General features: G+C 65.2%; 15 protein-coding genes. 7 read left to right on the top strand and 8 right to left on the bottom strand.

What is annotated here, in order from left to right; translation table 11 throughout:
• The first annotated feature begins 190 nt into the window (after positions 1-190).
• A complete protein-coding gene (locus QQL24_RS13920; RefSeq protein WP_284312774.1) occupies positions 191-1,462 on the top strand; it encodes a urate hydroxylase PuuD in 1,272 nt (423 codons plus the stop codon).
• 306 nt (positions 1,463-1,768) lie between these two features.
• Here QQL24_RS13920 and QQL24_RS13915 read toward each other — a convergent pair whose 3' ends face one another.
• The 6 genes from QQL24_RS13915 to gcl form a co-directional block, all read right to left on the bottom strand.
• Positions 1,769-2,992, bottom strand: coding sequence for a M20/M25/M40 family metallo-hydrolase (locus QQL24_RS13915; protein WP_284312773.1), 1,224 nt, complete (start codon positions 2,990-2,992; stop codon positions 1,769-1,771).
• Between the two features lie 11 nt (positions 2,993-3,003).
• Positions 3,004-4,272: an allantoate amidohydrolase gene (locus QQL24_RS13910; RefSeq protein WP_284312772.1), complete on the bottom strand. Its 1,269-nt coding sequence runs from the start codon at positions 4,270-4,272 to the stop codon at positions 3,004-3,006.
• Positions 4,269-5,546, bottom strand: a complete 1,278-nt coding sequence (locus QQL24_RS13905; protein ID WP_284312770.1) for a glycerate kinase type-2 family protein — start codon at positions 5,544-5,546, stop codon at positions 4,269-4,271. Before QQL24_RS13905 ends, QQL24_RS13910 begins: the two co-directional genes overlap by 4 nt.
• A 79-nt stretch (positions 5,547-5,625) precedes the next feature.
• Entirely contained in the window at positions 5,626-6,522 is an 897-nt protein-coding gene (gene glxR / locus QQL24_RS13900; RefSeq protein ID WP_284312900.1) for a 2-hydroxy-3-oxopropionate reductase, read from the bottom strand.
• Positions 6,523-6,548: 26 nt separating this feature from the next.
• Positions 6,549-7,331 (bottom strand): hydroxypyruvate isomerase, encoded by a 783-nt coding sequence (gene hyi, locus QQL24_RS13895; protein ID WP_284312769.1) that lies wholly within the window; start codon positions 7,329-7,331, stop codon positions 6,549-6,551.
• 222 nt (positions 7,332-7,553) lie between these two features.
• On the bottom strand, positions 7,554-9,329 hold the full coding sequence (gene gcl, locus QQL24_RS13890; protein ID WP_284312767.1) for a glyoxylate carboligase: 1,776 nt from the start codon (positions 9,327-9,329) through the stop codon (positions 7,554-7,556).
• 138 nt (positions 9,330-9,467) lie between these two features.
• On the opposite strand from gcl, the gene QQL24_RS13885 reads away from it, so the two are divergent.
• Positions 9,468-10,361, top strand: a complete 894-nt coding sequence (locus QQL24_RS13885; RefSeq protein ID WP_284312765.1) for a LysR substrate-binding domain-containing protein — start codon at positions 9,468-9,470, stop codon at positions 10,359-10,361.
• Between the two features lie 78 nt (positions 10,362-10,439).
• Here the strand turns inward: QQL24_RS13885 and guaD are convergent, their stop codons facing one another.
• Positions 10,440-11,774, bottom strand: coding sequence for a guanine deaminase (gene guaD / locus QQL24_RS13880; RefSeq protein ID WP_284312764.1), 1,335 nt, complete (start codon positions 11,772-11,774; stop codon positions 10,440-10,442).
• A gap of 462 nt (positions 11,775-12,236) precedes the next feature.
• Here guaD and xdhA point away from each other — a divergent pair, with 462 nt between their 5' ends.
• The 5 genes from xdhA (at position 12,237) to QQL24_RS13855 (ending at position 19,572) form a co-directional block, all read left to right on the top strand.
• A complete protein-coding gene (gene xdhA, locus QQL24_RS13875) occupies positions 12,237-13,721 on the top strand; it encodes a xanthine dehydrogenase small subunit (protein WP_431310684.1) in 1,485 nt (494 codons plus the stop codon).
• The gene (gene xdhB, locus QQL24_RS13870; protein ID WP_284312762.1) at positions 13,714-16,083 is read left to right on the top strand and encodes a xanthine dehydrogenase molybdopterin binding subunit; all 2,370 of its coding nucleotides are present in this window, start codon (positions 13,714-13,716) and stop codon (positions 16,081-16,083) included. Before xdhA ends, xdhB begins: the two co-directional genes overlap by 8 nt.
• The gene (gene xdhC / locus QQL24_RS13865; RefSeq protein ID WP_284312760.1) at positions 16,076-16,969 is read left to right on the top strand and encodes a xanthine dehydrogenase accessory protein XdhC; all 894 of its coding nucleotides are present in this window, start codon (positions 16,076-16,078) and stop codon (positions 16,967-16,969) included. Before xdhB ends, xdhC begins: the two co-directional genes overlap by 8 nt.
• Positions 16,970-17,103: 134 nt before the next feature.
• Positions 17,104-19,059, top strand: coding sequence for a solute carrier family 23 protein (locus QQL24_RS13860; protein ID WP_284312758.1), 1,956 nt, complete (start codon positions 17,104-17,106; stop codon positions 19,057-19,059).
• 180 nt (positions 19,060-19,239) lie between these two features.
• Positions 19,240-19,572 carry a hypothetical protein gene (locus QQL24_RS13855; RefSeq protein ID WP_284312757.1) on the top strand — a complete coding sequence of 111 codons (333 nt, stop codon included), beginning with the start codon at positions 19,240-19,242 and terminating at the stop codon, positions 19,570-19,572.
• 47 nt (positions 19,573-19,619) lie between these two features.
• On the opposite strand, the gene QQL24_RS13850 is transcribed toward QQL24_RS13855, so the two are convergent.
• Positions 19,620-24,272, bottom strand: a complete 4,653-nt coding sequence (locus QQL24_RS13850) for a GMC oxidoreductase (protein WP_284312756.1) — start codon at positions 24,270-24,272, stop codon at positions 19,620-19,622.
• Positions 24,273-24,292: the final 20 nt, after the last annotated feature.

The following is a 24,292-nucleotide window of genomic DNA, read 5'->3' as shown; positions in this document are numbered from 1 at the left end:
AGAACAGAGAGGACGAGCGAATGGGGCAGCCAGCCCTCTTCGACGCGCCTGGCACTAGATCTGGCGGGATTCTTGCCTGTCCGTTTGAGCGGCAGGCGGCTCTTGCACAGTTGGGGAACAACCAGGCACCAGGCCATCCACCGCGAAGCGGCGGGCCCAAGGTGCCGAAACGAACGGGAGAACGGTACCAATGTTGATGACCCTGTATGAGTGGGGCAGTTTGCTCCTGCGCTGGACCCATGTCATTACGGGCATAGCGTGGATCGGCTCCTCGTTTTACTTCATGCATCTGGACGCCAGCATTCGCCGCACGCCGGACATTCCGGAAGGCAAGGGGGGCGAGGCCTGGGAGGTGCATGGCGGCGGCTTTTATCAGGTGCGCAAATACCTGGTTGCGCCGGACTTCCTGCCGGAGGAGCTCACCTGGCACAAATGGCAGTCCTATTCGACCTGGCTTAGCGGCTTCTGCCTGCTGCTCTGGGTCTACTATGCCCAGTCGAGCCTGTTGCTGATCGATCCGAGCGTGCGCGAATTGTCGCCGCTGGCCGCCTTCTGCATCGGCATCGGCGGCCTCGCCATCGGCTGGCTGTTCTACGATTATCTCTGCAAGTCGCCGATCGGCAAGGATGACACCAGGCTGGCCGCCATCGGCTTCGCGTTCGTGGTGTTCATGGCCTGGTTCTTCCAGCAGATGTTCTCGGCCCGCGGCGCCTTCATCCACACCGGCGCGCTGATGGCGACGATGATGTCGGCCAATGTGTTCTTCGTCATCATCCCCAACCAGCATAAGGTGATCGCCGCCCTCAAGGCCGGGCAGGAACCCGATCCCGCGCTCGGCAAGGCGGCCAAGCAGCGTTCGGCGCACAACAACTACCTGACCCTGCCCGTGCTGTTCCTGATGCTGTCCAACCATTATCCACTCACCTATTCGAGCCCCTATGCCTTCGTGGTGGTGGGCGCCATCCTGATCGCCGGCGCGCTGATCCGTGTGTTCTACAACGAGCGCCACGCCGGCCGTGGCGACAAATGGTGGACCTGGGTGGTTGCGGCCCTGCTGGTCTGGGGCGCCATCTCGCTCAGCGCCTATTCCTCGCCGGCCTTCCGCGATGCCTTCGACCTCGGCGCGCTGGAAGCCCCCAAGACCACGGATACGGTGCTCGCCAGCACCGTGCCTCCCCAGGTCAGCGACGTGCTTACGCGCCGCTGCACCGTCTGCCACGCCACCACGCCGGTCTGGCAGGGCATCAACACGCCACCGAAGGGTATCCTGCTCGACACCCCCACCAATGTCGCCCGCAACGCCCATGAAGTGCTGATCCAGGCCGTGATGACCCACGCCATGCCGCCCAACAACGTGACGGAGATGACGATGGACGAGCGGCACGTCCTCAGGGACTGGCTGCTGAAAGGTGAGGGCAAGACGGCGGGAGCTGATGGCGCGGTGAAGGTTGCGGTACGTTAGCTTGAAGAGCACCGCGCGAAAGCCTCCCCCACGAAGCTGGGGGAGGTGGCCGAACGAAGTGAGGTCGGAGGGGGTGTGGCCAGGATAAAGCAAGGGAAGCGAAATCTTAGCTTGGCGGTTCCCTCGCCCTTTTCTGCCCACACCCCCTCCGTCACGACTTCGTCGCGACACCTCCCCCAGCTTCGTGGGGGAGGCTTGGCGTAGCGCCCTATTCTGAGACGCCGAGCCCGTCGGCGGCCCACCTCCCCCAGCTTCGTGGGGGAGGCTTTCGCGTTGCGCCCTTATGCTGCCCCCCCGCCCCATCGCTTACCCCAAGACATCCGCGAGCGCGCAGGCCACCACTTCGGTCGCCTTGTAGAGGTCCGGCAGAAAGAGCCGTTCATCCGCCCGATGGGCGTTGGCTTCCTCGATGGTGCGAGGACCCGCGCCGTAGAGCACGATCGGGATGTTCTTGGCCGCATAGTGCCGGGCATCGGTGTAGAGCGGCACGCCATTCGTCGTGACAGGCACGCCCATCACCTGGCTTGCCTCGCGGCACAGCGCCTCCGACAGGCGCTCGGAACCCGGCAGCGGGGTCAGCGGCTCGGCCAGGAGAATGCGACGCACTTCCACCTTGGCGGCGGGCGTCGCTTGGGCGGCGCCCTCGATCACCCGGCGCAGTTCTGCTTCCACGGCATCGCCCTTCTCCTCGGGCACCATGCGGCGGTCGAGGCGGAAGGTGACGCGGTCGGGTACGACATTGGTGTTGATGCCGCCATGGATCAGGCCGACGGTGAGCTGCGGCGCGCCGATGCCCGGCACAGCCGAGACACGTGTCGCCAGCGAGGCGCGCCAGGTGTAGAGCGCACCGAGAATGTTGGTGGCAGCCTCCAGCGCGTCGACGCCGGTCCAGGGCTTGGCCGCATGGGCCGAGCGGCCATTGACCTCGACTTCGAGATGCAGGCAGCCATTATGGGCATTGACGACGGCATAGGAGAAGCCGGCCGCGAGAGCGAGATCCGGCTTGGTCAGGCCCTCGGAGAGTAGCCAGGCCGGGCCGATCTCGCCGCCCGCTTCCTCGTCATAGGTCAGGTGCAGTTCCACCGTGCCCTTGAGTGGCTTGCCGAGCTGCTCCAGCGCCAGCAGCGCGAAGCCATAGGTGGCGAAGTCGGACTTCGACACGGCGACGCCGCGGCCATACATCCAGCCATCGACGATCTCGGCGCCATAGGGGTTGTGCGTCCAGCCTTCGCCGGGAGGCACCACGTCGCCATGGGCGTTGAGGGCGATCACCGGCCCGTCACCGAAACGCTTGCGCACGATCAGGTTGGTGGCCGAGATCATGCCGTGCTCGCGCACCAGCGCCTCCGGCACGACGTGGCGCTCGACCGTGAAGCCGAGGCCCTCGAACATGCGGGCGGCGCGCTCGGCATGGGCGGCGCAGTCGCCGGCCGGGTTGTCCGAAGGCACGCGCACGAGTTCGGCCAGGAATTCGGTCTGGCGCGACCGCTCTGCCTCGAGATGGGTCCGGATGCTGTCTTTGATGGTCATGTCAGTCTCGTTCAGGCTGCAAGCTTGGAAAGGGAAGAGGGCAGGCGGTTGAGGAAGCCGATGAGAACATCCACGGCAACCCCGACATCGTCGGTGCGCACCGCCTCGGCGGGATTATGGCTGATGCCCCCCCGGCAGCGCACGAACAGCATGGCGATCGGGCACAGGCTCACCATGGCAAGGCCGTCATGGCCGGCGCCGGAGGAGAGCAGGCGTTCGGGCAGGCCAATGCCGCCAAGCGCCGCCGCGAATTCGCGGATCAGCCCGGGATCGCAGCGCGCCGCCGGCTCCTCATAGGTCTTGGCGAGCGCGACCTTGACATTGCGGCGCGCGGCGATGGCCTCGAAGCGAGTCGTCAGTCCGGCAATGGCGGCAAGGCGATGGCTGTCGTCGGGGCTGCGGATATCGATGGTGAAATGCGCGCTGCCGGGGATGACGTTGACGGCGCCGGGCTTGAGCTCGCAATTGCCTACGGTGGCGACGAGATCGTCGGATGCCGCCGCCGTGCTCTCGATGGCGAGGATCATCTCGGCCGCCGCCGCGCCGGCATCCTGGCGCAGGCCCATCGGCACGGTACCGGCATGGCCGGCCTTGCCCTCGACCTCCACCTTGAAACGGCTGGCGCCGTTGATGGCGGTGACCACGCCGACCGGCAGGTCCTCTGCCTCCAGCACCGGCCCCTGTTCGATATGGACCTCGACATAAGCCAGCGTCTTGCTGCGGTCCCGGCCGAGATGGGCAACGCCGTCGGGATTGCAACCGAAATCGAGCAAGGCCTGGCGCAGGCTGATGCCGGCCTTGTCGACCGCGTCGAGATTGGCCGGTTCGAAGGTACCCGCAAGCGAGCGCGAGCCGGTGAGCGTCACGGGAAAGCGCACGCCCTCTTCGTCGCCGAAGGCAGCGATCTCGATGGCGAAATCGAGCACGGCGCCGGCCGCATGGAGCGCTGCCACCGCCTCGATGGCGACGACGACGCCGAGATTGCCGTCATAGCGCCCGGCATTGCGCACGGTATCGATGTGGGAGCCCAATATCAGCACCGGCGCATCCGGCTGATGGCCCGGATAGTGGCCCACAAGCGTGCCGGCATCGTCGACCTCGGTCGACATGCCAGCCTCTTCCATCCAGCCGCGCACCAGCACGATCGCCCGGCTGTGTTCCGGGGTGAGATAAAGCCGGGTCAATGCGCCGAGCTCGCTGGTACAGGTGGCAAGCTCGTCGAGCCGCTTCATCACACGCGTGCCAGCCGGCGTGCCGGGCCTTTCAAGAGACCGTCTCATGACAGTCGAACTCCTTCGGGCAACACCAGTACAGCCCTGAAATCATTGACATTGGTCAGGGTCGGACCGGTGACGATCTGGTCCCCGATCATACGGAAAAACGTGTGGGCGTCGTTGTTGTCGAGGCTGGCGACCGGGTCGATTCCGGCCTCGCGGGCGCGCCTGAGGCTGCAGGGCGCGATCACCGCGCCGGCCGCCTCCTCGGCGCCGTCGATGCCGTCGGTATCGCCGGCAAGCGCATGGATGCCGGGCTGACCGCCGAGCTTGACGGCGAGCGAGAGCAGGAACTCGACATTGCGCCCGCCCTTGCCGTTGCCGCGCAGAGTCACCGTGGTCTCGCCGCCGGATATCAGCACGCAGGGCGAAGGAAATGGCTGGCCGTGCACGGCGACGTGACGCGCCATGCCGGCCATGACGATGCCGACGTCGCGCGCCTCCCCCTCCAGCGCATCACCCAGAATGATGGGAGTGATGCCGGCCTTGCGGGCGATGTCGGCCGCCGCCAGCAACGATCGCTGGGGTGAGGCGATGAGATGGGCCTCGCTGCGCGCCAGCCTGGGATCGCCGGGCTTGGGTGTCTCCTCCAGCGCCGCCCGCAGATGCGAAACGATCGGCTGGGGGCCGTCGATGCCGTAGCGGGCCAACACGGCCCGGGCATCGGCGAAGGTGGTGGGATCGGCGACCGTCGGGCCTGAGGCGATGGCGGCGAGGTCATCGCCCGGCACGTCGGAGATCACCAGGCTGACGACGCGGGCCGGATGGGCCATGGCTGCGAGCTGCCCGCCCTTGATGCCCGAGATGTGCTTGCGCACGCAGTTGATCTCGTCGATCGGCGCGCCGCAGCGCAGCAGAGCCTTGTTGATGGCCTGTTTGTCGGACAGCAACAGCCCGCCCGCCGGCAAGCTGAGCAGCGCCGAACCGCCACCCGAGATCAGGGCAATGACGAGGTCGTCCTTGCCGGCCCCATCCATCATCGCCATCATCCGCGCCGCGGCCTTGACGCCGTTGAGATCGGGCACGGGATGGCCGGCCTCGATCACTTTCACCTGCCGGCAGGGCACGCCATGGCCGTAGCGCGTTACGACAATGCCCTGCAGCGGGCCAGGCCAGACATCCTCCAGGGCCTTGGCCATGGCCGCGGCCGCCTTGCCGGCCCCGACCACAAAGGTGCGCCCCTTTGGCGGCCTCGGCAGGAAGGCGGGTATGCAGCTTGCCGGCGTCGCCGCAGCGACGGCCGCCTGGAACATGGATTGCAGCAGCGCCCGTTCTGGCATGGGCGGACCTTTCGTGAGTTGCAGCAATGAACGCACAAGAAGCGGCGCATGGACGCGACGCCGGGGTCTACCTTCGCCCTTAGCCCTTCACGGGAGCGCCGATCTCGTGATTGGCCATCAGCTCCAGCGCCTTGACCATGCCGGAATGGTCCCAGGCGGCACCGCCATGGGCGACGCAGGCGTTGAAGAGTTCCTGCGCCGTGGCGGTGTTGGGCAGGCTGACACCGAGCTGGCGGGCGCTGTTGAGGGCGAGGTTGAGGTCCTTCTGATGCAGGGCGATGCGGAAGCCCGGCTCGAAGGTGCGCTTGACCATGCGCTCGCCATGCACCTCGAGGATACGGGAGGCCGCAAAGCCGCCCATCAGGGCCTGGCGCACGCGGGCCGGATCGGCCCCGGCGCGGGAGGCGAACAGCAAGGCCTCGCCCACCGCCTCGATGGTCAGCGCCACGATGATCTGGTTGGCGACCTTGGTGGTCTGGCCATCGCCATTGCCACCCACCAGCGTGATGTTCTTGCCCATCTTCTCGAACAGGGGCTTGGCCTTCTCGAAGGCAGCCTCGGGGCCGCCGACCATGATGGTGAGCGAGGCGGCCTTGGCGCCGACCTCGCCGCCGGAGACCGGGGCGTCAAGATAGTCGCAGCCGAGTTCGTTGATGCGCTTGGCGAATTTCTTGGTCTCGACCGGCGCGATCGAGCTCATGTCGACCACGATCTTGCCGGCGCTCAGGCCCGAGGCAATGCCGTCCTTGCCGAACAGGGCGCTTTCGACATCCGGGGTATCGGGCACCATGGTGATGACGAGGTCCGCCTTCCTGGCGACCTCGGCGGGGGTGGCGCAGGCGGTGCCGCCCGCCTTGGTCAGGGCCTCGGGCACCCCGCCCAGGGAGTTGAGGAAGAGGGTATGGCCGGCCGCGATGAGATGTCCCGCCATCGGGGAGCCCATGATGCCAAGTCCGACAAAGCCGATATTCATGATGAGGATCCTGTCTGGAGAAGAAGAGTTCAGATGAGCGCGGCCTCGCGGAACCAGCCGAGGCCGGCCTGCGTGTCGCCCTTGGGCTTGTATTCGCAGCCGATCCAGCCGGCGTAGCCGAGCTGGTCGAGGTGACGGTAGAGGAAGGGGTAGTTGATCTCGCCGGTGCCCGGCTCGTTGCGGCCGGGATTGTCGGCAAGCTGGACATGCCAGATCTGCGGCAGGAAGCGCTCGATGGTGCGGGCGAGATCTCCTTCCATGATCTGCATGTGGTAGATGTCGTATTGCAGGCCGATATTGTCCGAGCCGGCCTCCGCGATCAGCTCCGCGGCCTGCCGGGTATTGGTGAGGAAGAAGCCGGGAATGTCGCGGACATTGATCGCCTCGATCACCAGGCGGATGCCGGCGCGTTTCAGCTCGGTTGCCGCGTAGCGAATATTGGCGACGAATGTCTCCTTCGCCTCGGCCGGATCGACGGCGGACGGCGCAATGCCGGCGAGGCAGTTGATCAGGGTGCAGTCGAGCGCCCTGGCATAGTCGATCGCCTGGGCGACGCCCTCGCGAAATTCGTCGCGCCGGCTGGGCAGGCAGGCAATGCCGCGCTCCCCGCCCGCCCAGTCGCCGGCCGGCAGATTGTGCAGCACCTGGCTGAGCTTATGCCTGCGCAGGGCGCCGACGAGTTCTTCCTTCGCATAGGGATAGGGAAACAGGTATTCGACGGCCGTGAAACCGTTGCGGGCCGCCGCCTCGAAGCGCTCCATGAAGGGCACTTCGTTGAACAGCATGGTGAGATTGGCGCAAAAGCGCGGCATGGCTGAGTGTCCTGTGGTGTTTCGGTCTTGCAAATCACGGGGAGGGCGGCGTGGCCCCTCACCTCAATCCTCTCCCCGCAAGCGGGGCGAGGGGACTTCGAAGGCGCGGCTCAGATTGAGTGGTGGTCATCTCGCGCGACGGTTGCCGCCCCCCTCGCCCCGTTTACGGGGAGAGGGTAAGGGTGAGGGGCTGCGCAACGCCTGCCGATTTGATGGCCCCCCTCAATCCAGCAAGGCGATCGCTGTCGGTGCGTCCTGGGCGTCCTGCGCCAGGTCCTCGAACTCGGTGACCTTGTCGAGGTCGGTGCCCATGGCGACATTGGTGACACGTTCGAGGATGACCTCGACCACCACCGGCACGCGCAGATGCGCCGCCATCTTCTTGGCCTCCTCGAAGGTGCCGAGGAGCTTTTCCGGATCGGTGACCCGCAGCGCCCGGCAACCAAGACCCTCCACCACCTTCACATGGTCGACGCCATAGACGCCCAGTTCCGGCGCGTTGATGTTCTCGAAGGAGAGCTGGACTTGGAAGTCCATGTTGAAGCCGCGCTGCGACTGGCGGATCAGGCCGAGATAAGCGTTGTTCACCAGTACATGCACATAGGGCAGGTTGAACTGCGCCCCGACCGCCAGCTCCTCGATCAGGAACTGGAAGTCGTAGTCGCCCGAGATCGCCACCACCGAGGCGCCGCGATCCGCCGCGCAAACACCGAGCGCCGCCGGCAGCGTCCAGCCAAGCGGCCCGGCCTGGCCGCAATTGATCCAGCCACGCGGCTTGTAGACATGCAGGAACTGCGCGGCCGCGATCTGCGACAGGCCGATGGTCGAGACATAGGTGGTGTCGCGGCCGAAGGCGCGGTTCATCTCCTCATAGACGCGCTGGGGCTTGATCGGCGTCTCCGTGAAGTGCGTCCGCCGCAGCATGGTGCGCTTGCGCTCGCGGCATTCCTCGAGCCAGGCGGAGCGATCCTTCAGCGCGCCCTTGGCCTTCAACTCGCGGGCGGCCTCGATGAAGACATCCAGCGCCAGGCCGGCATCCGAGGCGATGCCGTAATCGGGCGCGAAGACACGGCCGATCTGCGTGGGCTCGATGTCGACATGCACGAATTTGCGGCCCTTGGTATAGGTCTCCACCGTGCCCGTGTGGCGATTGGCCCAGCGGTTGCCGATGCCGAGCACGAAGTCGGAGGCGAGCATCGTGGCATTGCCGTAGCGATGGCTGGTCTGCAGGCCGGCCATGCCGACCATCAGGGGATGGTCGTCGGGAATGGTGCCCCAGCCCATCAGCGTCGGCACGACGGGGACGCCAAGGAGCTCGGCGAAGGTGACGAGCTTGCTGGAGGCATCGGCATTGATGATGCCTCCGCCGGCCACGATCAGGGGCTTCTCGGCGGCCTGCAGCAGGGCCATGGCCTTGTCGATCTGGGCGCGCGTCGCCTTCGGCCTGTGCACCGGCAAGGGCTCATAGGTTTCCGGATCGAACTCGATCTCGGTCGTCTGCACATCGAAAGGCAGGTCGATCAGTACAGGGCCGGGGCGGCCGGAGCGCATCAGATGATAGGCCTGCTGGAAGGTGCCGGGCACCTGCGCCGGCTCCATCACGGTCACCGCCCACTTGCACACCGGCTTGGCGATGGCGGCGATGTCGACGGCCTGGAAGTCCTCCTTGTGCAGCCTGGCGCGGGGCGCCTGGCCGGTGATGCACAGGATCGGGATGGAATCGGCGCTGGCCGAATAAAGCCCGGTGATCATGTCGGTGCCGGCCGGGCCGGAGGTGCCGATGCACACGCCGATATTGCCTGCCTTGGCGCGGGTGAAGCCCTCCGCCATGTGGGAAGCCGCCTCGACATGGCGCGCGAGCACATGCTTGATCTGGTTGCGGGGGCGCAACGCCGCATAGAGCGGGTTGATGGCCGCTCCCGGCACGCCGAAGGCACAGGTCGCGCCTTCCTTTTCCATGATGTGCACTGCTGCTTCGGCCGCGGTCATGCGCGCCATCGGCGTTCTCCTTGCATCGGGTTCCTGAGCCGGACGGCATGCTCCGTCCTTCGATGCCTAAGGATTGCGCAGGCGCATCAATTAGTCCAATATATGGTTCGGTATAATCAATATGTGAAAGCTATAGATAGGCCCGCCATGGAGCTTCGCCATCTGCGCTATTTCATTGCCCTGGCAGAAGAATTGAGCTTCACGGCCGCCGCCCAGAGGCTGCATATCTCGCAACCGCCCTTGAGCCAGCAGATTCGCGATCTTGAACATGAATTGGGCACGGTGCTGTTTTTGCGCACAAGCCGGAAGGTGATGCTCACCGAGGCGGGCACGGCTTTCCTGGCTCACGCCCGCAGCATCATGGCGAGCGCCGAGCTGGCGGCGACGCAGGTGAAAGCCATCGGCCAGGGCATGACGGGCGCCCTCAACGTTGCCGCGACCGGCTCGATGCTGCTCGGCCCGCTGGCGGCCCTGATGGCCGAATATCAGCGTCGCTTCCCCGCCATCGTCATCGGCCTGCACGAGATGGCGCCCGATGCCCAGCTCACAGCGCTTCTGACCCGCGCCGTCGATGTCAGCTTCCTGCGCCTGCCACCGGCGGATGCCGAGCTGACGCGCGAAACGGCCTGGCGCGAGCCGGTGGGCGTGTTCCTGCCGGCAGGCCACCGCCTCGCCGGACGCGGCGCCATCGCCCTTTCGGAACTGAGCGAGGACGGCCACGTCTTCCTGCGCCTGCGCGATTCGACCTTCGCGGACTATCTGCGCAAATGCTGCATCGAGGCCGGCTTCATGCCGCGCATCACCCAGCAGGTGATCGAAGCCTATTCCCTCACCAGCCTGGTCGCAGCCGGCTTCGGCGTCGCCCTTGCCCCACGCAGCGTGAGCGCCCTGTCGCGCCCCGAGGTCATCTACCGCGACCTCGTGCCCCCTGCCCCCGCCGCCGATGTCAGCATGGTCTACGCGCGCGACCAGAGCCCGGTGCTGACACGTTTCCTCTCCTTCGCCCGCCGCTTCCTGGCGGAATGGCGGGCGAAGCAGTAGGCCGGCCCTTGGTCTCAAGCCTTGACGGCCCTTGAGCGTTTCATCTCGCCCAACCGCAGTGTTCAGCGGAGGAGGCTTTCAGGCGCCCCGCTGCCTCGGCTTCTTCTTCTCGCCCATCACATAGGTCTCCTCCACGGCCCGGTCGTCGCCCATGGTGACCAGGATGAAGAGTTCCTCGGCGAGCGTCGTCACCGTCTCCATGCGATGCGCCATGGCGGGGGTGGCGCGGGCATCGAGCACCACGGCGTCGCATTCATGGCCTGGCTCGAAGCTGCCGATCAGATGATCGAGGCCGATGGCGATGGCGTTGCCGCGGGTCATGGCGTGGAAGAGTGCGAAGGCATCGAGGCGGTGCCCAAGCAATTGCTGCACCTTGTAGGCCTCGTTCATGGTCTGCAGCATGGAATAGGAGGTGCCGCCGCCAATATCGGTGGCGACGCCGATGCGTACCGGGCGCTTGGGATCGCGCGTCGCCTGCCAGTCGAACAAGCCGGAGCCGAGGAAGAGGTTCGAGGTCGGGCAATGCACCGCCACGGCGTCGGCATCCGCATAGCGCTGGCGCTCGCTCTCGCTGAGATGGATCGAATGGCCCATCAGCGATTTCCGGCCGAGCAGGCCGTATTTCTCATAGATGGCGGTGTAGTCGGTGCAATCGGGATAGAGCCGCTTGGCGGTGGCGACTTCCTCCAGGTTCTCCGAGATATGGGTCTGCACCAGGCAATCGGAGTGCTCGCGTGACAGAGTGCCCGCTGCTTCCAACTGCTCGGGCGTTGAGGTGATGGCAAAGCGCGGGGCGATGGCATAGAGCTGGCGGCCGCGGCCGTGCCAGCGTCCGAGCAGCGCCTTGCTCTCCTCATAGCCCGAACGCGGCGTGTCGGTGAGGGCATCCGGGGCGTAGCGGTCCATCATCACCTTGCCGGCGGCCATGCGAGTGTTGCGGCGCTCGGACTCGGCGAAGAAGGCCTCGGCCGAGGTCGCATGCACCGAGCAGAAGGCAACCGCCGTGGTGGTGCCGTTCGACAGAAGCTCGTCGAAGAAGAAGGCCGCGCCACGCGCCGCATGGGCGGGATCGCCGTATTTCTGCTCCTCGACGAAGGTGTAGGTGTTGAGCCAGTCGAGCAGTTGTGCGGCCCAGGAGGCGACGACCTGCGTCTGGGGCATATGGATGTGCGGATCGATGAAGCCGGGCACGATCAGCTTGCCGGCATGGTCTTGGATCTTCGCCGCGGCCGGCAGTTGCGGGCGCAGTGCCGCCGTCTCGCCGACAGCGACGATCCGGCCTGCCTCCAGCACCAGCAGGCCGTCCTCGATATGGCGCACCGCTGCCTCACCCTGCTCCTCGGGGCGGCCGACAAACCAGAGCAAACGCCCGCGCAGGGCGGTATCGGCACGCGAAAGATCCTTCACCGTCAAGATGTTACGTCCTTCTGACTGGAGCGCAGCAAGCCCGGAGGGGCCGTTTCCGGGAGCCATCTCGGCACGAGACACCCCCGATCATGAAGCGCACCATAACCGCTTCATTGTCAGCGCATTGTCACATTTTATGTGGAAGTCCTTCATATCACGCGCCTCTACCGGCACGGGCGAGGTGGGTGGATTATGGTCTCAACAAAGAGGCCAACATTAAGCCCAACAAGAACAACAACTTCGGGGGAAATCGCCGGCAAGGGAGGCCGACCCGATCCCCCCACACATACCGATCCCATTGCGATCGGCCGGGCCATCAGCCCCCAGGCATGTTCGCCATCAGGAACATGCCGTGTTCACCGAGCAAGGCGCGCGAATGCTGCCGGCTCGTCTCAGTGCCTTCATCGACTGTGCCTTGAGGACTCGACGCTGGGAATCCGGCTGTCTCGCCTCGCCCTAACCTCATGGATGATCATGCGCCGGACCATCAAATTCCTCCTCAATGACCGAATGCAGACGCTGGAAGGGTTCGACCCGACCTTGACCCTGCTCGACTGGCTTCGCAACGAATGCCGGCTGACGGGCACCAAGGAAGGCTGCGCCGAGGGCGATTGCGGCGCCTGCTCCGTGCTGGTGGGCCGGCTGCGCAATGGCGAGCTGCGCTATGAGGCGATCAATGCCTGCATCCGCTTCGTCGCCATGCTGGATGGCTGCCATGTCGTGACGGTCGAGCATCTGAAGAAGCGCTCGGGCGGCCTTCATCCGGTCCAGCAGGCCATGGTCGAGCTGCATGGTTCGCAATGCGGCTTCTGCACGCCCGGCATCGTGATGTCCCTCACCGCGCTCTGGCTCGGCCATGATACAGCGCCGTCACGCGAGCGCATCGAGGAGGCGCTTGCCGGCAATCTCTGCCGCTGCACGGGCTACGGCCCGATCGTCGCCGCCCTCGGCCGCGCCTATGAGATCGAGGCCCCCAGCGCCGACCGCCTGGCGGTCGAGCGCGCCGATGTCGCCCGCAAGCTCGGCCTCATTGCCGACCGGCAGGTGGTCGAGATCAGCGACGGCGAACGCACCTTGTTCGCCCCCGCCACGTCAGACCAGCTCGCCGACCTCGTCGCCAGCCATCCCGACGCCACTATCGTGGCCGGCGCCACCGATGTCGGGCTGTGGATCACCAAGATGCTGATGCGCCCGGCCAAGGTCATCGCGCTCGGCCGCGTCAGCGAACTCGATCGCATCGAGGACAAGGGCGACCGCCTTGTGATCGGGGCGCTCGCCTCGCTGCGCGATGCCCGTGAGGCGCTCGGTGCCCTCGATCCGCAGATCGACGAGATGCTGCGCCGCTTCGGCAGCGAGCAGGTGCGCAATGCCGGCACCGTCGGCGGCAATGTCGCCAATGGCTCGCCCATCGGCGACACGCCGCCCCTCCTCATCGCACTCGACGCCAGTGTGACGCTGCGCCGGGGCACCGAACGGCGCACCGTGCCGCTGGAGAAGTTCTTCATCGCCTACAAGAAACAGGACCGCCAGCCGGGCGACTTCGTCGAGGAGATCAGCGTGCCCAAGCCCAAGCCCGGCGCGCTGCTGCATGTCTCCAAGATCTCCAAGCGCTTCGACGAGGACATCTCCTCCGTCTGCGGCGTCTTCCGCCTCGAGCGCGATGCCGGCGGCAAGGTCACCGAGGCGGTGCTCGCCTTCGGCGGCATGGCGGCAACGCCCAAGCGCGCCGCCGCCGCCGAAGCCGCCCTTCTCGGCAAGGTCTTCGACCGCGCCAGCGCCGAAGCCGCGGCTGAGGCTCTGGCCACCGATTTCACCCCCCTCGACGACTGGCGGGCCAGCGCACGCTACCGCGCCACCGTCGCCGCCAATCTGATCCGCCGTTTCCAGGCCGAGACCGCCGCCGGTGCCGTGCACCGGGTGGCCGGCATCCTGCAGAGTGACGCCCATGCATAAGCCCATCTTTGCCTTGAACCGCGACAGCATCACCGGCGGCGTCTACCAGTCGACGCGCCATGATTCCGGCCACAAGCATGTGGCGGGCGAAGCGTTCTATATCGACGACATGCCCGAGCCCGCCGGCCTGCTCCATGCCGCGCTCGGCCTGTCGCATTGCGCCCATGGCCTGATCACCGGGATGGATCTCTCCGCCGTAACCACCAGCCCCGGCGTCGAGGCCGTGCTGACGGTGGACGACATCCCCGGTGTCAACGATGTCAGCCCCTCCAACCACCATGACGACCCGATCTTCCCCGAGAAGCGGGTGATGTTCTACGGCCAGCCGCTGTTCGCGGTGATCGCCCGCACCCGCAACGAGGCGCGCCTCGCCGCCGCCAAGGCCAAGATCACCTATCAGCAAGAGCCGCCCGTACTCACCATCGCCGAGGCACGCAAGGCGGGCATGGACTATGTGGCCGAGCCGATGTCGCTCAACCGCGGTGATGTCGAGACGGCGATGGCCGCTTCGCCCCACCGCATCAAACGGTCAATGAATCTCGGCGGCCAGGAGCATTTCTACCTGGAGAGCCATATCGCCCTCGCGATCCCCGGCGAGGATGGCGACATCACGCTCTATTCCTCCACCCAGCATCCCAGCGAGATCCAGCATTCGGTCGCCCATGTGCTCGGCGTACCCTCCAATGCCGTCACCGTCGAGATCCGCCGCATGGGCGGCGCCTTTGGCGGCAAGGAGACTCAGGGCAACATCTTCGCCGCCATCGCGGCTCTCGGTGCGCGCAAGACCGGCCAGGCCGTCAAGCTGCGCCCCGACCGCGACGACGACATGGTCGCCACCGGCAAGCGTCATGATTTCGTGATCGACTACGAAGTCGGCTTCGATGACGAAGGGCATATCCTCGCCGTCGATATCGTCTTCGCGGCACGATGCGGTTTCTCGGCCGATCTCTCCGGCCCCGTGACCGACCGCGCCCTCTTCCATGCCGACAACGCCTATTTCTACCCGCATGTGCGCCTCAACGCCCAGCCCTGGCGCACCCACACCGTGTCGAACACCGCCTTCCGCGGCTTTGGCGGCCCGCAAGGCGTGATCGGCGCAGAGCGCATGATCGAGGAGATCGCCTACGCTCTCGGCAAGGATCCCTTGGAGATCCGCAAGCTGAACTTCTATGGCGAGAAGGGCAATCTCACGCCCTATCACCAGACAGTGGAAAGCGATCTCTCGGCCGAGATCATCGCCAAGCTCGAGGCCTCCTGCGACTACCAGGCCCGCCGCGCCGCCATCCGCGAGGAGAATGCGCGCGAGAATGCAAAGGGTGGCCTCTTCCGGCGCGGCATCGCGCTGACGCCGGTCAAGTTCGGCATCTCCTTCACCAACTCCTGGCAGAACCAGGCAGGCGCGCTGGTGAACGTCTACGCCGATGGCTCGGTGAGCGTAAACCATGGCGGCACCGAGATGGGCCAGGGCCTCTACATCAAGGTTGCCCAGGTGGTGGCGCAGGCCTTCCAGATCGACCTCGACATGGTGAAGATCACGCCGACCACCACGGCCAAGATCCCCAATACGTCGCCCACCGCCGCCTCCTCCGGCACCGACCTCAACGGCATGGCCGCCCTCAACGCCTGCAACAACATCAAGGAACGCCTGGTCGCCTTCGCCTGCGACAAGTTCCAGGTGCCCGAGGACCAGATCGAGTTCCTGCCCGGGCGTGTGCGGGTGGGCAATCGCGAAATCGAGTGGCCCGACTTCGTCAAGGAAGCCTATAGCAACCGCATCCATCTCTCCTCGTCCGGCTTTTATCGCACGCCCGATATCCATTGGGACCGCAAGGCCGGCCGCGGGCGCGCCTTCTATTATTATTCCTACGGCGCTGCGGCCTCCGAGGTCACTGTCGATACGCTCACCGGCGAATACCGGGTGGAGCGCGTCGACATCCTGCACGACGTCGGCGCCTCGCTGAACCCGGCCATCGATATCGGCCAGATCGAAGGCGGCTTCGTGCAGGGCATGGGCTGGCTTACCACCGAGGAATTGTGGTGGGACGCCAAGGGGCGCCTGCGCACCCATGCGCCCTCCACCTACAAGATCCCGGTCGCTTCGGACCGGCCGCGCATCTTCAACATCGAGCTGTTGAACAAGCCCAACCACATGCCCTCGATCCACCGTTCGAAGGCGGTGGGCGAGCCGCCGCTGGTGCTGCCGATCTCGGTGCTGCACGCCCTGTCGGACGCGGTGGCAAGCGTCGCCGACTACAAGATCTTCCCCAATCTCGATGCGCCCGCCACGCCGGAGCGCGTGCTGTTCGCCATCGAGGCCTTGCGCGCGAAAGCACAGGACCAGGAAGGACATGGCCATGGTTGACCTCGAAATCGGCGCCCTGCTCGCTCGGACGGAAGCGGATGGCCGGCATGCCGTGCTGGTGGAAATCGCCTCGGCGCTCGGCTCGACCCCGCGCGGCTGCGATGCCCTGATGCTGGTGACGGAAAGCGAGATGGCCGGCACCATCGGCGGCGGCCATCTCGAATTCCACGCCATCGACGTGGCGCGCTCCATGCTCGCCGAGGGCAAGGACACCAAGGCCGGCCTCGCTGCCCAGAGCATGGACCTGCCGCTCGGCCCGATGATGGGCCAGTGCTGCGGCGGCCATGTCACGCTGCGCTTCGAGCCGGTGACGATCAGGGTCGCCGCCTGGCTCGGCGACCACGAGGCTGCCTTGATGGAGGCGCGCCCGCCCATCCTGGTCTTCGGCCTCGGCCATACCGGCCGGGCGCTCGCCACCATGCTTTCGCTGCTGCCCTTCGCCGTCACTTTGGTCGACGACCGCGAGGACATGCTCGCCGGTTTGCCGGAGAACTGCCGCATCCGCCATCTCGAGGATCCGGCGGAAGCAATCGCTGACGCACCAGCGGGCGCGGCCTATGTCATCCTCACCCACAGCCACGCGCTCGACTACCGCCTCACCGAGGCCGCCCTGGAGCGGCGCGATGCCGCCTATGTCGGCATGATCGGCTCGCGCACCAAGCGCAAGCGTTTCGAGGCGCAGTTCCTGCGCAATTCCGGCACCAACGCCATGCTCGCCGACCTTACCTGCCCGATCGGGGGCGCCGATGTCGATGACAAGCGCCCGGAGATCATCGCCAGCCTCACGGCCGCCGAGCTGATCCGCTGCTTTGCCCAGAGGGCGGCGCGCCTGCAGCGGACAGGCCGGTCCCAGTTTGCCGACGCCACCACAGCCAGAGCGGGGTGACGCCGGACAGATCAAGCTCAGACCACCAGAGGAAACACCCGCGTGGCAGACCCGCGCCCGCATCCATCCAACCGATCCATCAGCCTGCTCGAGCAAAGGGCGATGCGAGATCCACCGAATAAGGGGGACGTTTGATGACTACGCTTGCAAATACCAACAAGGCCGCCAGCGCGGCCAATGGCACGACGGCCAGAATACATCCCGTCGACGAGGTCCTGCCGCTGCCCAAGCTCGCGGCCTATGGCTTCCAGCATGTGCTCGCCTTCTACGCCGGCGCCGTGCTGGTGCCGATCATCGTGGCTGGGGCCCTCAAGCTCAGCCCCGAACAGCTGATCCATCTGATCAATGCCGACCTCTTCACCTGCGGCATCGCCTCGATCATCCAGTCTGTCGGCTTCTGGAAGATCGGCGTGCGCCTGCCGCTGCTGCAGGGCGTCACCTTCACCGCCGTCTCACCAATGATCGCCATCGGCCTTGCCGCGGGCGGCGGCACGCCGGGCCTGCTCTCGATCTATGGATCGGTGCTGGTCGCGGGTCTGTTCACCTTCGCGGTGGCCTCCTACTTCGCCAAGCTGGTGCGCTTCTTTCCGCCCGTGGTCACCGGCTCGGTGATCCTGATCATCGGCGTCGCCCTGCTGCCGGTTGCCGCCGCCGACATCGTCGAGAGTCCCATGGGCCCGATGGCGATGCAAAGCCCCGTTCTGCTCTCCAATCTTGCCTATGCCCTCGGCACACTTGCCATCATCGTCGGCATCCAGCGCTTCTTTACGGGCTTCATGCAGACGGTCGCGGTGCTGCTTGGTCTGGTGATCGGCACAGCCGTCGCCTTTCTGCTCGGCAAGGCGACTTTCCCCGATGTCGGCACCGCCGGCTGGGTCGGTTACACAATGCCGTTCTATTTCGGCCTGCCGACTTTCTCGATCACCGCCATCCTCTCGATGATCGTCGTGATGATCATCACCATGGTGGAGACCACAGGCGACGTTTACGCCACCGGCGAGATCGTCAAGAAACGCATTACCTCGGATGATATCGGCCGCGCCATCCGCGCCGACGGCCTCGCCACCTTCATCGGCGGCGTGCTGAACTCCTTCCCCTATACCTGCTTTGCCGAAAATGTCGGTCTGGTTCGCCTCACCCAAGTCAAGAGCCGCTGGGTGATCGTTGCGGCCGGTGTGATCATGATCATCCTCGGCTCGCTGCCCAAAGCTGCGGCCATCGTCGCCGGCATTCCCCTTCCAGTGTTGGGCGGCGCGGCGCTCGCCATGTTCGCCACCGTGGCCGTGGTGGGCATTCAGACCCTCAGCCGCGTGGATTTCAACAACCACAACAACATCGTGGTGGTTGCAACCAGCGTGGGCCTTGGCATGCTGGTGACGTCGCAGCCTTTCGTCGGCAGCGCCTTCCCGGAATGGGCGCAGATCATCTTCGGCTCGGGCATCACGCTCGGCGCCCTCTCGGCGATCGTGCTCAACATCGTCTTCAACCATATCGGTGCCGGGCATGGCGTTGCCGTCGCCGGCAGGCCAGGCGGCAAGCTCGTCACCCTGGCGGACGTGAATGCGATGTCTCAGGCCGAATTCGGCGCCACCTTCGGCGGCCTGGTCGAGAAATCGCCCTGGGTGCTGGAACGCGCCTATGCGATGAAGCCCTTCGCGGACACCCTCGCCCTGCGCTCGGCCTTCCATGACGCCCTGCTCACCGGCACGCCCGACCAGCAGCTGCAGCTCATGAACTCCTTCGCCGATCTCGGCAGCGAGGCGGAAGCGGGCTCCTCCTATATGCAGGATCACGTCCATGCCGGCCTCGATGTCCTCGATCACGACGAGCGCAACGATGTGCACGATCTCGCGGTGGCCTATCGCAAGCAGTTCGGTTTTCCGCTGATCGTCTGCGCTCCCGAAGTCGAGCGATATGAGCGGGTGCTGGAGACCGGCTGGTCGCGCATGGCGAACTCACCGGCTGTCGAGCGGGCCGCCGGCCTGATCGAGATCGCCAAGATCGCCAACCACCGCTTCGACAAACTGGTGGCCAACGCCAACCCGATCGCCTCGGCCCAAGTGCCGCAATTCGTCGAGCGGCCGGCCTGATCCATAGACGCCAAGCAAAGGAGCCCGGCGCAGTCCTCGCGCCGGGTTTTTCATTACGATTATGTGACAGTTTTGTGACAAACAACACCTAAACTACGCCCGATGAAGGTGTTGTTTATGACAAAGCCGTGACGCATGGTCTGCGCGATTCTTGCCAAATCCTATATAGAGGACAGACTCGTGGGCGATGCGAAGAAAAAGATTTACGAATATCTGATTGAAGGAGCGACATCCGGACTGACTGACGACGCGCTATACAGCTTCATTATCAAGAAAGTGCCGAAGGCCAACAGCAAGCGCATTGTGCGTGCCGGTTTCCTGGCGCTCAGCGACCCATCCTTGACTGACCGCACCATTCTGAACGTCATCTATGCCCTTGCCATCAAGCATCGCCTTGCTGGAGACGCCTTTGAGGAAGAGGCTGACAGCGGCGATAGCTCCACGGAAATGGCCGAGACTTCTGCTTCCAAGACCGAAGGCGCCACCGCCACCGGGAAGAAGCGGAAGAAGTAGGCAGGCCACCCCGCGCCTGGGGTGGCACCGGCTATGATGGGGCCGAACTATCTGCCAAAGAGCGACCGTGCGGCGTTTTCGCCGAGCGACCTGTAGCTCTCCCATTGATCGTCGCCGAAGAACTGGTCGATGGTGCTCTCATTGGGAAAATCCGGATGAGTCACGGCATAATTCGTGACATCGGCCGGCACGGCCGGCGCCAGATTGGCTTTGACGAGCAGAAGCCAGCTCACCTTCTCCGAGTCATCCTCGTATGTAATCCGTGCCAACGCCCCCACGACGGACCCGTTGCGCTTGGTCTGGTCAAGCCGGCCCAGCCTCTCAGGATGGATGATCAGGGCCGTGATCCAATTCGGGATGGCTGTGCCGAACACGCGCCATGAAATCGCGGCTCCCGGAGCTGGCTGGGGATCGAGCCAGTCGATTCTTGCATTGAAATCGAGCCGAACCTGCCGCTCCAGGATCGAGAGGTCGTCGAACCGGTAATCCCTATCCTGGCCCGCATCCACGGCGACGATAAAGGGCAATCTGCGGCGAATGAGTTCATAGAGGCCGGTGTTGTCGAAATGCCCGCCGTCGCTCAGATACCAGCGTCTTGCCGACGGCCCTTCGAAATAGTCGCGCCATTCCTCGAGAATCATGGCTTGTGTGGCGAAGATGACCGAGGGCAGCGACTTGATGCGCCGCCACAGGTTCGGCGGATAGCGGCTCGGCCGCCTGGAGGCGGGGATTCCGCTGTTCCACCAATAGCCCAGCCGGAAATTGAACAGGCCGAGCAGAAGCGATTTCGGCAGCGAGCCGGTGCGTCCGGCCCCCGTCGACAGCGATGCGGCCGATATGGCAATCCAGCGGCCCAGGCTGAGCTGCTCGACCGATGCCGTCTCACTGTCGGTTCTCGCGAGGACGTGGAAGGCGTTCGGATCCGGCGCAACGGGCAGGGCGCGCACCTCGGCCCATTGGCCGGACGGGTCTGCGTTGCGCTCCCAGAGCGCGTGATATTGCCGGCCCACGCTCAACCCCACCGGTCCGACGCACATCGGCAGGCCCTTGTTCTGCCGAAGCTGGCGGCCGGAGATATGGTCGACCGTCTGATTGACGCAGACACTGACCAGATGCAGCGGTCCACCGCTTTTCTCGGGATGATAATTGCCGAACGACTGATCATCGTCCTCGTCCGGCACCTGGACCGGGACGGGGCTGGTGGCTCCCACCGGATGCACACGCCGGTCGTTCGAGGCGCCGAGGAAGGTGCGGGCCAGTTGCTGGGTGAGTTGCTGCTGGAGCGACGACAGGTTCACGAAATTGATCGCGCGGCCGAAGGCGACCGAGCAGCCTAGAGCCGCGGCGACCGCCCAGATGCCGATCCCGTGCCCTGCATCGATGGCCGCATGTGCGATCGCGTCGATGGCGAAGAACAACGCCGTCGCCAGCACGAATACCACGACGGCGAGCAGGGCCTTCCCGGCCATGGCACGCAGTGGCGACACGGGCGGAGCGTCCTTGGGCAACAGGATCATCGCAACCCTGCGGGCAAAAGGCAGAAACGAGGTGACCGCAAGCAGCAGGCCGCCAATCATGGGCGCGATCGAGATGCTGAACGCCGTACGGGCGAATGTATCGATCAGCACGAAAGCGATGGCGGCGGCGAGCAGGAACAGGAAACTGCCGAGCGTACGCGCCAAGCGGTTGCGATAGAGCGTCGCCAGGCCCACCGCCCTGTCCTGCTGCTGACGCCCCCACCCGCTGCTTCGCGTCCACGCCGCCTTGACGATCGGTTGCTCCGATGGCGTGCCCCAGCGGACCGCCTCCTGCCACAACCAGGCCAGCACGAGGATGCCGATGACCAGCAGCCCCCACCAGCCGAGACCCGCAACGCTCACGGCCGTGATCGCCGCGATCAACAGGGCGCTCCAGGCCAGCAGGCCCAGAGGCGCATATTGCGATCTTCGCCGTCCCGAGGGGGTCAGCCAATAACCGATGCACAAGGGCAGCACGCCCAGCGCCAGCACCGCCGCCGGTATCCACCACCACGGCGAGAGCGGGACACCCCAGATCGTCCAGCTCCCGGGAACCGCGGGCAAGGCGCAGTCCGCGATCAGCCGCAGGCCGCCGAGCACACCGAAGAACAGCAGGCCGATACAGAAGAAGACCGAAACGAGATTGCGGATCAGCACGGCCAAGCTCGTTTCAAGGTCGGACAATCCGGCGCCAGCCAGATAATCGGCATGGCGACGCAGCCACCAGATCTCCGGCGCATTCACATCCTTGAGGATCGCCTCGACCTTCGCGAACTTGTCGCCGCCATAGCATTTCAGGCGGGTGAACAACCGTCCGAGGAAGGCACCGGCAAAGCCGCCGCCCGATACCGTGGACATGAAATCGATCCGCCGCAGCATTCCGGTGGCGGCCAGGCCCTGCAGAACGCCGAGCGAATAGGTCGCGCTGCGGATGCCGCCGCCCGACAGCGCCAGGCCGATACAGTCCTCGGGCAATGTGGTTGCAGGCTCCGTCGGTGGGTTCGGGCTTGGTTTGACCACTTCGCGACGGGCCTGGATGGCTGCGCTTTCGCGGCACTCGACCTTGCTGGGATAGGCCTTCGAGTCTGCGAGGATCACGTCTGCTGCCTTCTCCGCTATCATGAAAGTCGGCACCACGATGAAATAGCCGGGAATCCGCGGAAACACCGACGCGTCGACCACCCTCAGGCCGCGGACGCCGTGGACACGGAACGCGCTGTCGACGACCGCTCTATTGTCCGTGAGGTTTGCGACGTCCTCTTGCCAGCGGTCTGCGCCAATCTTGCAGGTGCCGCAGGCATGATGGCCCCACGCCTCGTCTTCGATCCATTCGCGCAGGGCGCGGGAGTCATTCCCCTTCTTGGGGCCGGGTTGGATCTCTTCCGCAATACCCTTGATCTCGCCATTGATCTCGCGCAGCCGTTTGATCACATCGGCGATCGCCTCGCGATCGTTGATCCCTTTCTCGGGCGATTCAGAGAAGGAGTGGAAGTTGATTTCAGGCACATCCAGCGCGTTGGCTGTCCTGAGGGTCACCGTGCCGAGATTGTTGTCCGTATAGGCCTTGAGAACGACCCAGCTCCAGAATTTGCGCTCATCCTCGCCAGCTCCAATGGTGCGCTTCAGCAATTGCTGGGACCAGCCATGATAATAGCCGCGAAAGGCAGCCGGCACGCCGAGAACAAGGTGATCGGGATTCGGCAGGTTCTGGTTGCGGCTGGACGACACCAGCAATGCCAGGGCGGAACCATTGATGGTGTAGAGGCCGGTTCTGTCCCTCAGCCACTGCGCACGGTGCGGGTCATTCTTGTCTCCCGGAATGAAGGTGGCGCCCTTCAGAGTGGCGAACTCCTTGTGCATCTTGGTGATGACGCTGACCTCGTAGCGATCCTGGAGATTGCGGCCGACGCCAGGCAGATTGATCGGGGCCGCTATCTTGTGGCCCCTCGCGTTCCGAAGGCTGCGGATACCCAGGCTCTGCAGTTGCCCGACATCTCCGATTCCGCTCAGCATGAGCAGTTGTGGCGAGTTGAAGGCGCCACCGCTCACGATCACCTCGCGCCGGGCGAAGTATTGCTCGGTGCCCTGTGAGATTGCCGAACCGCTCTTGGGACTTGCCCTGTAGAGATGCGCGCCACGTAGGACCTCGACGCCAATGGCCCTTGGCGAGGCCCGATCCTTGTCCCGATCAAAGACGAGGCGTGTCGCATGTGCGCCGGTCAGAAGCACCAAGCGGTCGGGATGCATGCCTCTGACCTTGAGAAGCCATTCGCGCAGGCCGGAACGCTCGCTGCCATCCGTGCCGATTGGGATCAGGCACAGGCGGGCGCGGTATTCCAGGAAGCGGGCATAGTTGGCCCGGACATTCGGATCCAAAAACTGCACGATCTGCCAGCGGACAAGCGCACGCCACAGAATCCGGCGCTCGACCTTGCTCTTCAATGATGCCCACAGCACATCCCAAAGCAGCCTGAGCAGGATGAAATCGCGCCGCGCGATGCCGACGATCACCAGCGGATCGATAAAACTCGTCGGCTGCCATCCCCTGGAGCCATGGCCGTTCGGATCAAGCTGAAAGCGCGGAGCGATCAAGGTCGCAAGCCACTGGACCAGCCACAGGATCCCGCCGAGCAGGCGCCCAAAAAATCCCTTGTAGACCTGGTAGTAGAGGCAGCGCTCAAGGCGTGGGAAATAGCCTTGCATCGTCTCGGAGCGCCAGGAATCATCACCCGTCAGATCCGCGAGGCTGTCCCAGTCCGAGTCGTTCGGACGAACGAAGACCATGGCGTGATGACATGTGCAGCCGCCCAAGGCCGCGGCACGCGGATAGAAGATACCGCCCTTCCCCCCACTTTGTGCCGGATCGTCCCGCAAACAATATTTGGTGCTTCGCTTCTGCCTCTCATCATCCTCGTATTGGCGGACGGAGAAAGCCCAACTGGTCACTGGATCTTCTGTTGCGGCGGCATTGTAGATAGGGACCCTGTGAGCTTCCGAGTGCTCGTTATCGCTGATCGGATCGACGCCCGCCTCGATGACCAGCACGCGCTGGCCGCCGAGCGCCAGCCGCGCCGCCAGCGGGCCACCGCCGGCGCCGGACCCGACGACGATATAGTCGAAGGGCGTCGTATCCGGGTTCTGCGCCTGCTGCAGGCTCTGCGCCACTTGTTCCGCTTGCCTCATTCCCCGCCCCTACCTGCCCC

The sequence above is a fragment of the Labrys miyagiensis genome, assembly GCF_030160835.1.
Lineage (GTDB): Bacteria > Pseudomonadota > Alphaproteobacteria > Rhizobiales > Labraceae > Labrys > Labrys miyagiensis.
The sequence above is the reverse complement of the archived record's forward strand: the minus strand, read 5'-3'. Positions and strand labels throughout refer to the sequence as shown.

What these genes read in the sequence shown, in the direction of transcription:
- QQL24_RS13920 (WP_284312774.1), top strand. Translation starts at nt 191, where the DNA reads ATGTTGATGACCCTGTATGAGTGGGGCAGTTTGCTCCTGCGCTGGACC.
- QQL24_RS13915 (WP_284312773.1), bottom strand. Translation starts at nt 2,992, where the DNA reads ATGACCATCAAAGACAGCATCCGGACCCATCTCGAGGCAGAGCGGTCG.
- QQL24_RS13910 (WP_284312772.1), bottom strand. Translation starts at nt 4,272, where the DNA reads ATGAGACGGTCTCTTGAAAGGCCCGGCACGCCGGCTGGCACGCGTGTG.
- QQL24_RS13905 (WP_284312770.1), bottom strand. Translation starts at nt 5,546, where the DNA reads ATGCCAGAACGGGCGCTGCTGCAATCCATGTTCCAGGCGGCCGTCGCT.
- hyi (WP_284312769.1), bottom strand. Translation starts at nt 7,331, where the DNA reads ATGCCGCGCTTTTGCGCCAATCTCACCATGCTGTTCAACGAAGTGCCC.
- gcl (WP_284312767.1), bottom strand. Translation starts at nt 9,329, where the DNA reads ATGGCGCGCATGACCGCGGCCGAAGCAGCAGTGCACATCATGGAAAAG.
- QQL24_RS13885 (WP_284312765.1), top strand. Translation starts at nt 9,468, where the DNA reads ATGGAGCTTCGCCATCTGCGCTATTTCATTGCCCTGGCAGAAGAATTG.
- xdhA (WP_431310684.1), top strand. Translation starts at nt 12,237, where the DNA reads ATGATCATGCGCCGGACCATCAAATTCCTCCTCAATGACCGAATGCAG.
- xdhB (WP_284312762.1), top strand. Translation starts at nt 13,714, where the DNA reads ATGCATAAGCCCATCTTTGCCTTGAACCGCGACAGCATCACCGGCGGC.
- xdhC (WP_284312760.1), top strand. Translation starts at nt 16,076, where the DNA reads ATGGTTGACCTCGAAATCGGCGCCCTGCTCGCTCGGACGGAAGCGGAT.
- QQL24_RS13860 (WP_284312758.1), top strand. Translation starts at nt 17,104, where the DNA reads ATGACTACGCTTGCAAATACCAACAAGGCCGCCAGCGCGGCCAATGGC.
- QQL24_RS13850 (WP_284312756.1), bottom strand. Translation starts at nt 24,272, where the DNA reads ATGAGGCAAGCGGAACAAGTGGCGCAGAGCCTGCAGCAGGCGCAGAAC.